This is a genomic window from Nonomuraea sp. NPDC049784 (genome assembly GCF_040659615.1).
Classification (GTDB): domain Bacteria; phylum Actinomycetota; class Actinomycetes; order Streptosporangiales; family Streptosporangiaceae; genus Nonomuraea.
Map to the genome: position 1 here is coordinate 1 of NZ_JBFAMX010000562.1, position 6,756 is coordinate 6,756.

The 6,756-nt window shown below is 68.6% G+C and carries 9 protein-coding genes and 1 pseudogene; 2 read left to right on the plus strand and 8 right to left on the minus strand.

Features of this window, described 5'->3' with window-relative positions; all coding sequences use genetic code 11:
- The 3 genes from AB0J09_RS51820 to AB0J09_RS51830 form a co-directional block, all read right to left on the minus strand.
- On the minus strand, nucleotides 1–805 hold an 805-nt coding region (locus AB0J09_RS51820; RefSeq protein ID WP_360709136.1), incomplete at its 3' end, for a pyridoxal-phosphate dependent enzyme.
- 145 nt (nucleotides 806–950) lie between these two features.
- Nucleotides 951–1,097, minus strand: coding sequence for a hypothetical protein (locus AB0J09_RS51825; protein WP_360709138.1), 147 nt, complete (start codon nucleotides 1,095–1,097; stop codon nucleotides 951–953).
- A 116-nt stretch (nucleotides 1,098–1,213) separates the two neighbouring features.
- A complete protein-coding gene (locus AB0J09_RS51830; RefSeq protein WP_360709141.1) occupies nucleotides 1,214–1,954 on the minus strand; it encodes an SDR family oxidoreductase in 741 nt (246 codons plus the stop codon).
- Nucleotides 1,955–2,050: 96 nt separating this feature from the next.
- On the opposite strand from AB0J09_RS51830, the gene AB0J09_RS51835 reads away from it, so the two are divergent.
- Complete coding sequence (locus AB0J09_RS51835; protein WP_360709143.1) at nucleotides 2,051–2,611, plus strand: TetR/AcrR family transcriptional regulator; 561 nt, start codon at nucleotides 2,051–2,053, stop codon at nucleotides 2,609–2,611.
- Between the two features lie 58 nt (nucleotides 2,612–2,669).
- Here the strand turns inward: AB0J09_RS51835 and AB0J09_RS51840 are convergent, their stop codons facing one another.
- The 5 genes and pseudogenes from AB0J09_RS51840 to AB0J09_RS51860 all read right to left on the minus strand — a co-directional run bounded on the left by AB0J09_RS51840 (nucleotide 2,670) and on the right by AB0J09_RS51860 (nucleotide 6,415).
- Nucleotides 2,670–3,485: a serine hydrolase domain-containing protein gene (locus AB0J09_RS51840; RefSeq protein WP_360709146.1), complete on the minus strand. Its 816-nt coding sequence runs from the start codon at nucleotides 3,483–3,485 to the stop codon at nucleotides 2,670–2,672.
- A 186-nt stretch (nucleotides 3,486–3,671) separates the two neighbouring features.
- Nucleotides 3,672–4,376 carry a GNAT family N-acetyltransferase gene (locus AB0J09_RS51845; RefSeq protein WP_360709148.1) on the minus strand — a complete coding sequence of 235 codons (705 nt, stop codon included), beginning with the start codon at nucleotides 4,374–4,376 and terminating at the stop codon, nucleotides 3,672–3,674.
- A 190-nt stretch (nucleotides 4,377–4,566) separates the two neighbouring features.
- Nucleotides 4,567–4,851 (minus strand): annotated as a pseudogene (locus AB0J09_RS51850) (crosslink repair DNA glycosylase YcaQ family protein); the annotation flags it as partial.
- A 4-nt stretch (nucleotides 4,852–4,855) separates the two neighbouring features.
- On the minus strand, nucleotides 4,856–5,884 hold the full coding sequence (locus AB0J09_RS51855) for an aldo/keto reductase (RefSeq protein WP_360709154.1): 1,029 nt from the start codon (nucleotides 5,882–5,884) through the stop codon (nucleotides 4,856–4,858).
- Between the two features lie 81 nt (nucleotides 5,885–5,965).
- Nucleotides 5,966–6,415, minus strand: a complete 450-nt coding sequence (locus tag AB0J09_RS51860) for a VOC family protein (RefSeq protein WP_360709151.1) — start codon at nucleotides 6,413–6,415, stop codon at nucleotides 5,966–5,968.
- A gap of 221 nt (nucleotides 6,416–6,636) precedes the next feature.
- Here AB0J09_RS51860 and AB0J09_RS51865 point away from each other — a divergent pair.
- A partial coding sequence (locus tag AB0J09_RS51865; protein ID WP_360709156.1) for an HTH domain-containing protein occupies nucleotides 6,637–6,756 on the plus strand: 120 nt, incomplete at its 3' end.

Genomic DNA, 6,756 nt, shown 5'->3' on the forward strand with positions numbered 1-6,756 from the left:
GGCGCGCCGGGGTGTCGGCGAATCCGGCGAACGTGCCGGCCGCGTTGGAGCCGCCGCCGACGCACGCGACCACGTAGTCCGGCACGCCGGTCCGCAGCTCGGCGGCGCACTGCCCGCGGGCCTCGTCGCCGATGACCCGCTGGAACTCCCTGACCGTCCATGGGTACGGATCCGGCCCGACGACCGAGCCGATGCAGTAGTGGGAGTCGCCGGTCGCGCCCACCCAGTGCCGCATGGCCTCGCTGGTCGCGTCCTTGAGGGTACGGCTGCCCGTGGTCACCGGGACCACCTCGGCGCCCAGCATGCGCATCCGGAAGACGTTCAGCGCCTGCCGCTCGATGTCGCGCTCGCCCATGAACACCGTGGCCTCCAGCCCGAGCAGCGCGGCGGCGGTCGCGGTGGCCACCCCGTGCTGGCCCGCTCCCGTCTCGGCGATCAGCCTGCGCCGTCCCATCCGGGTGGCCAGCAGGGCCTGGCCCAGCACGTTGTTGATCTTGTGGGATCCGGTGTGGGTGAGATCCTCGCGCTTGAGGTACAGCTGCACGCCCAGCCCCTCCGACAGCCGGCGGGCCGGTGTGAGCGGGGTCGGCCGCCCGGCGTGCACGGCGAGCAGCCGCGCCAGGGCGCCGCGGAACCCCGGATCCGCCCAGGCCTCCCGGAACGCCTCGTCCACCTCGCGGCACGCCTCCACCAGGGACTCCGGCGCGTACCGTCCGCCGTACTCGCCGAATCGGCCCCGCGCTCGGGGCTCGCCCATCGTCCCGTCCAGCGGGACTGGCTCACGCCAGGGCAACACGTCTCGCATGCCATGCTCCGATCATTCTATAACTCTATAATGAGTTCTATAACAGTGTGGCACAGGCGACGTGGTCGCGCCACCACCGGTGCTCGGCACGGCAGCCAGGAGGGCCTTCGGCCGCGAATCGCGGCACGAGCGTGCGGCTCAGGTTTCAGTGGGCCACGAGCGCCGAGATCCGGTGCGGCACCATGAGGGATTCCTCGGGGAAGCGTTCGCGGAGCAGACGGGCCAGATCGGCATCGAAGGCGGCGACCTCGGTGTCGGTCAGGGTCGCGCCCACGCCGTTGCAGGTGCGCAATCCCCGAAGTCCTCGATCAACGCCCACTGCTCATCCGAGCAGCAACTCAAACGCGACACGACCGGCAGCATCCCAGCCCACAACCGAAACCTTTGCCCACACGCCCTCGGGCCCTCTCAGCCTTGTCTGGCAGGCCGGATGGTCATGTCGCCGATTTCGACGTCATCGGGCTGCTCGATGGCGAACGCGATGGCGCGCGCCACGGCGTCGGGGCTGATGCCGAGTGCCGCCATGGCATGCTGGGCTTGCTCTCGCTGCTCGGGGTCGTCGACGTAGTCGACGAGTTCGGTGCGTACGAATCCCGGCGAGATGGAGGTCGTGCGTAGAACGCCGTCGGTGGACTCCTGGCGTAGAGCTTCCAGCAGCGTGCGTACGGCGTTCTTGGTACCCGCGTAGACAGCTTGAGTCGGGACGATCTTGAGGCCTGACGTCGACACAGTGGTGACGAGGTGCCCATGGCCCTGATGACGGAACACCGGCAGCGCGGCGGCGATGCCGTGAAGGACACCGCGCAGGTTGACGTCGATCATCACGTCCCAGTCGTCGACGCCGAGGTCTGCCATGGGGGCGATCCGGGCGACTCCGGCATTACTCACCAGGACATCGAGGCGTCCGAACCGGTTCACGGCCAGGGCCACCAGTTGCTCAAGATCGGCGCGTTTGGTGACGTCGACTTCCAGCATCTCCGCGCGGCCACCCTCGGTCCGGATTCGCGCTACGAGCGAATCGAGCCGGTCAGTGCGCCGGGCGCCCAGCACGACAGCCGCACCATGGGTCGCCAGTTCCAGGGCGGTTGCCGCGCCGATACCGCTACTAGCTCCGGTGATGGCGACGACCTTGCTGCCCAGTCTGCTCATCGAGACGTCTCCTGCTCTAAACTGACAACTGTCCGGTTGCAGTCTCACAGTACCGGACAGTTGTCCGCTTTGCTATGTGGGAAGGGGGGTAGCGTCGTGGCGAGTCGTGAGCGCCGGTCAGATGCAGTCGCCAACCGTGACGGTATTGTCGAGGCTGCGCGGGTCGAACTGAGTAAGTCCAACGGTGCAGCCGCTGACCTGAAGCTTCACAGGGTCGCCAAGTCGGCAGGTGTGGGACAGGGCACCCTTTATCGGCACTTCCCGACCCGCGAGCACCTGCTGGCGGAGGTGTATCGGTACGAGTTGACCCAGCTTGTCGACGCCGTGGCACCGCTGCTGGCAGAGCATCCCCCGCTTCGGGCACTGACCTGCTGGCTGCAGCGGCTGGTCGAGTATGCGCGGGTCAAACGCGGTGTCATGGCGGCGATCGAGGCATCGGCGTGGCGCGACCTCTATTCAGACCAGCACCACCGACTCGATGAAGCGCTCGGGATGTTGCTTGATCGGGGAAAAGCTGCCGGTCAAGTGCGCGAAGAGGTTGATGCCGCTGACGTCATTCTGCTCTTGGGTGTGTTGTCGCGTATACCCGAATCGGAGTGGGACACGCGGGTGCACACGATTGTGGCGGTCATTGTCGACGGTCTCCGCCCTCGTTGAGAGCACGACATACACGGCCGAGGCTCGGTGACTCGCGACGATCTTTGTCAGACATGCCCTAGAAGGCCGGAGCCTGGTCGAGGTCTTCTGCCGGATCGACCTCGACGAGCTGGTTGTCCGGGTCGGCGTAGGTCGTGGTGCCGGCTCCGCCGTCCCAGCCGAACTGGCGGATGGGCGCGCAGTCACCACGGTAGGTGCGCACCGCCATGCCGAAGCCCCAGCCGCCGTGCTGCCCCTGGCCGTGCGACAGATGGACGACGCCGCGGGCCCAGGCCTGTAGGGCGGCTGTCTGCTCGGGCGTGAGGCGGTTGCTGGTCATCAGCTCAACGGCGGGCCGGGACAGGATCCGTTGATTCCCGTGCACCCCGTGGTTGAGCAGCATCCGGAAGTAGGCATGATAGTCGTCGACGGTCGAGTCCAGTCCGCCGCCGCCTGACTGGAACGCCGGAGGCTTGCTGTGGTGTCCCCCTTCGGCCTCGTCCTCCACGAGGAAATCTCCGGTCTGCCAATCGGGGGCGTACAGGGGCGGCAGCCGGTCGATCTTGTCGGCGGGAACGTGGAAACCGGTGTCCTTCATGCCCAGCGGATCGAAGATGCGTTCGCGCGGGAACGCCTCGAACGACTGGCCGGTGGCCCTGGCCACCAGCACGCCGAGCACGTCGTCGCCGACGTTGTACAGCCACCGCTCGCCGGGCTGGTACATCAGCGGAAGCGTGCCCAGGCGGCGCATCCACTCATCCGGCCCCGGTGCCGGCAACATCCATCCGTCCTCCTGGCCGTAAACCCCCTGCTCGAAGAACGCGCTCATCATCGGAGCGCTCCGCGCCGTCACATCCAGCCCGAGCCCCAACGTGTTAGTGAGCAGGTCCCGCACGGCAGACCATGTACACGAGCGATCATGAACGCGCGTCGAGCAGGCGATCGCCAGCCTGGCCTCGGCCGTCGACACCTTCGTGGCCACCTCGCGGCCACGGGATCAACCGAAACCCCGCCACAGCGAACCCGGCGACCATAAGGTCGTGGCCCACCTTCCGCCCACGCATGCCAGTGCCGCAGGCCGTCACGGCGTGCGGAACCCCCGGAAGGTCACGGGCTTGCGGGTCTGGAAGCCGAGCCGCTCGTACAGGGCGATCGCGCCGGTGTTCGTCTCGGCCACGTGCAGGAAGGGACGTTCTTCGCGCGCCACGATCCGCGCGACGAGCGCGCTGACCAGGCGGGCGGCATAGCCTCGCCCGCGTGCCTCGGGGGCGGTGCAGACGGCGCTGATCTCGGTCCACCCCGGCGGCCGGAGTCGCTCGCCCGCCATCGCCACCAGGGTGCCGTGGTCACGGACGCCGAGATAGGTGCCGAGTTCGCGGGTGCGCGGCCAGAACGGCCCCGGCTGGGCCCGCGCGATCAGGTCAAGCATCTCGGGCACGCTGTCCGCGCCCAGTTCGACCACCCTGGTGCCGGTCCCGGCAGGGAGGTGATCGGGTCGGCTGCCGCCGGGCCAGATCATCTGGCGGCCTTCGAGGACGAAGACCGGCTCCCAGTCCGGCGGCGGTGTCGCCGGGCAGCTGAACAGGTCGGCGAGCTCGCCTCGGCCGAGCAGCCGGGCCAGGTCGGCCCACTCCTGCGGATCCGGGTCGGCGGTCACCGCCGAGAAGGTCGCGACTCCCGGCTGGTAGGTGGCAGCCCTGCCGAGCCGGCGGGCAAGGTGCGCGTGGTGACCGCGCAGTGATGCGCCCACCGGGTCATCGAGTCCGGTGGTGTCGCGGTTCACCATTCGTGCTGTGCCTCTCGTGTCCTACGGGGTTGACGGCGGCTGCGCTGGACGAGCGATCAGGTCCAGCCGGTCATCCTATGGGCACGTGGCTCATCAATGACCCTTTCTGCGAGAACGACCCAAACCGTCTCATCCAGCTTGCGCGGCTCCTGCGCGGCGAGGAAGTCCGCACCACCTGGTCTGCGATCACCATGACCCGCTGCCGCAGCATGACGTCGTGGCGGGCCCGCCAGGCGAGGAAGTGCACGATACGGCGCATGAGGTGGGTCCGCACCACGCTCCGCCCGACGAGCAGGTCCGACAGCACCGCCGGGTCGAACGCGCGCAGCCGCGGCCAGAGCCCGACGAACGGTTCCTGCGCTTGCAGACCGCACAGGTGCGCGACGGCGTCGAGGACCGGCAGGTCGGCGTGGTCGAGGAGCAACTGCCGGGCGAGCGTCGCGCGGTTGAGCGCCCGGGTGCCGAGAACGGTCATCGCCTCATGCCGCGGCGCGCTCGTCGGGCGAACGCCGGCGCAGCGACGTCCGGGTGATGTCGGGCGGGGTGTAGGACACGTCGAGCGGGCCGACGTCGGTCCCGGGCGGCACGATCTGGTCGATCCGGTCGAGGATGTCATCGTCGAGGGTGACCGCGGAGCCGGTCAGGAGGTCGTCCAGGTGTTCCATGGTACGGGGGCCGATGATGGCCGAGGTGACGCCGGGGTGGGTGATCGCGAAGGCCATCGCCAGGTGGGTCAGCGACAGGCCGGCCTCCTCGGCCAGCGGGATGAGCTGTTCGACGGCGTCGAGTTTGCGCTCGTCGGTCATGTGCCGTGGCACCCAGTGCATCCGCGCGTTCCGCGGCTCGGGCCCGCCTTTTCGGTAGCGGCCGGTGAGCAGGCCCATCGCCAGCGGGCTCCACACCAGCGTGCCCATGCCGTAACGCCGGCAGGTGGGCAGGATCTCGCGTTCGATGGCGTGGTTGAGGATGGAGTACGTGGGCTGCTCGGTGCGCAGGCGCTGCAGTCCGCGGCGTTCGGCGACCCACTGCGCCTCGACGATCTCCGAGGCCGGGGCGTTGGAGGAGCCGATGGCGCGTACCTTGCCGCTGCGTACCAGGTCGGTCAGGGCGGACAGCGTCTCCTCGATGTCGGTGTGGGGGTCGGGGTGGTGCATCTGGTACAGGTCGATGTGGTCGGTCTGCAGGCGCCGCAACGAGTGCTCGACCTCGGTGACGATCCAGCGTCGTGAGCTGCCGCCGCGGTTGGGTTCCTCCCCCATCGGGCCGTTGACCTTGGTGGCCAGTACGACGTCGTCGCGTCGGCCCTTGAGAGCTCTGCCGACGATCTCCTCGGATTCGCCGTGAGGTCCGTACACGTCGGCGGTGTCCACGAAGTTGATCCCCGCGTCGAGTGCCCGGTGGATGATCCGGGCGCAGTCGTCGTGGTCGGGGTTGCCGATGTGGCCGAACATCATGGTGCCCAGGCAGTAGGGGCTGACCTGGATTCCGGTCCGGCCCAGTGGGCGCATCTTCACTGCTACGTCCTTGCCTTCGAGTCGTGTGGTGGTGGGGGTGGGGCGGCGGGTGCCCGCCGCCCCAGGCTCCGGAGGTCAGGACGCGTTGTAGTCGCTGACGACGTCCAGGACCCACGTGACGCCGAATCGGTCCTTCAGCATCCCGTAGAGGGGCGCCCACTGCGCGGGCCCCAGCGGCTGCAGGACGGTCGCGCCGTCGGTGAGCTTCTCCCAGTACGCGGTGATCTCGTCGGCCGCCTCGCCGCGTACCGAGACGAAGAATGCGTTCTCGCCCTGGTTCCACGGCAGGTGCGAGGGCACGTCGTAGGCCATCACCCGAAAGCCGCTGCCGGCGGCCACCTGGCCCCACATCACCTGGTCGGCCTCCGACCACATCACCTGGTCGGCCTCCGACGGCTGCTGGACGTTCCCAGCGTCCTTGTACGTGACCACGGCCACGTCCCCACCGAACACGGACTGGTAGAACGTGAGTGCCGCGCGGGCGTCATCCCGGAAGTTCAGGTGGGTCACAACGTTGACGGACATAATGTGGTCCTTGCCTTTCGATTCCTGTCATCTGGGCGGTGTTACGCGTCGTCGTCCGACGGGCCGTGTCGACAGCAGGGCCGGTTCGCTGTGACAGCGGGAGCTTGCTCCCCCGCCGCCGATGACGATCGCGGGATCGGCTCACCCGGCCCTTGCTCGGTGACCACAGTGGCAGGGGAAGCGGACAGGGTGTGGCCGCTACCTGGGGCAATATGGGGGCCATGCCGAAAACTTCAGCACGGCTGCCGGCGTTGCTCTCGTTGCTCCAGGTGCGCCGGGACTGGCCGGGCGCGCTGCTGGCCGAGCGGCTGAACGTCAGCCCGCGTACCGTGCGGCGTGAC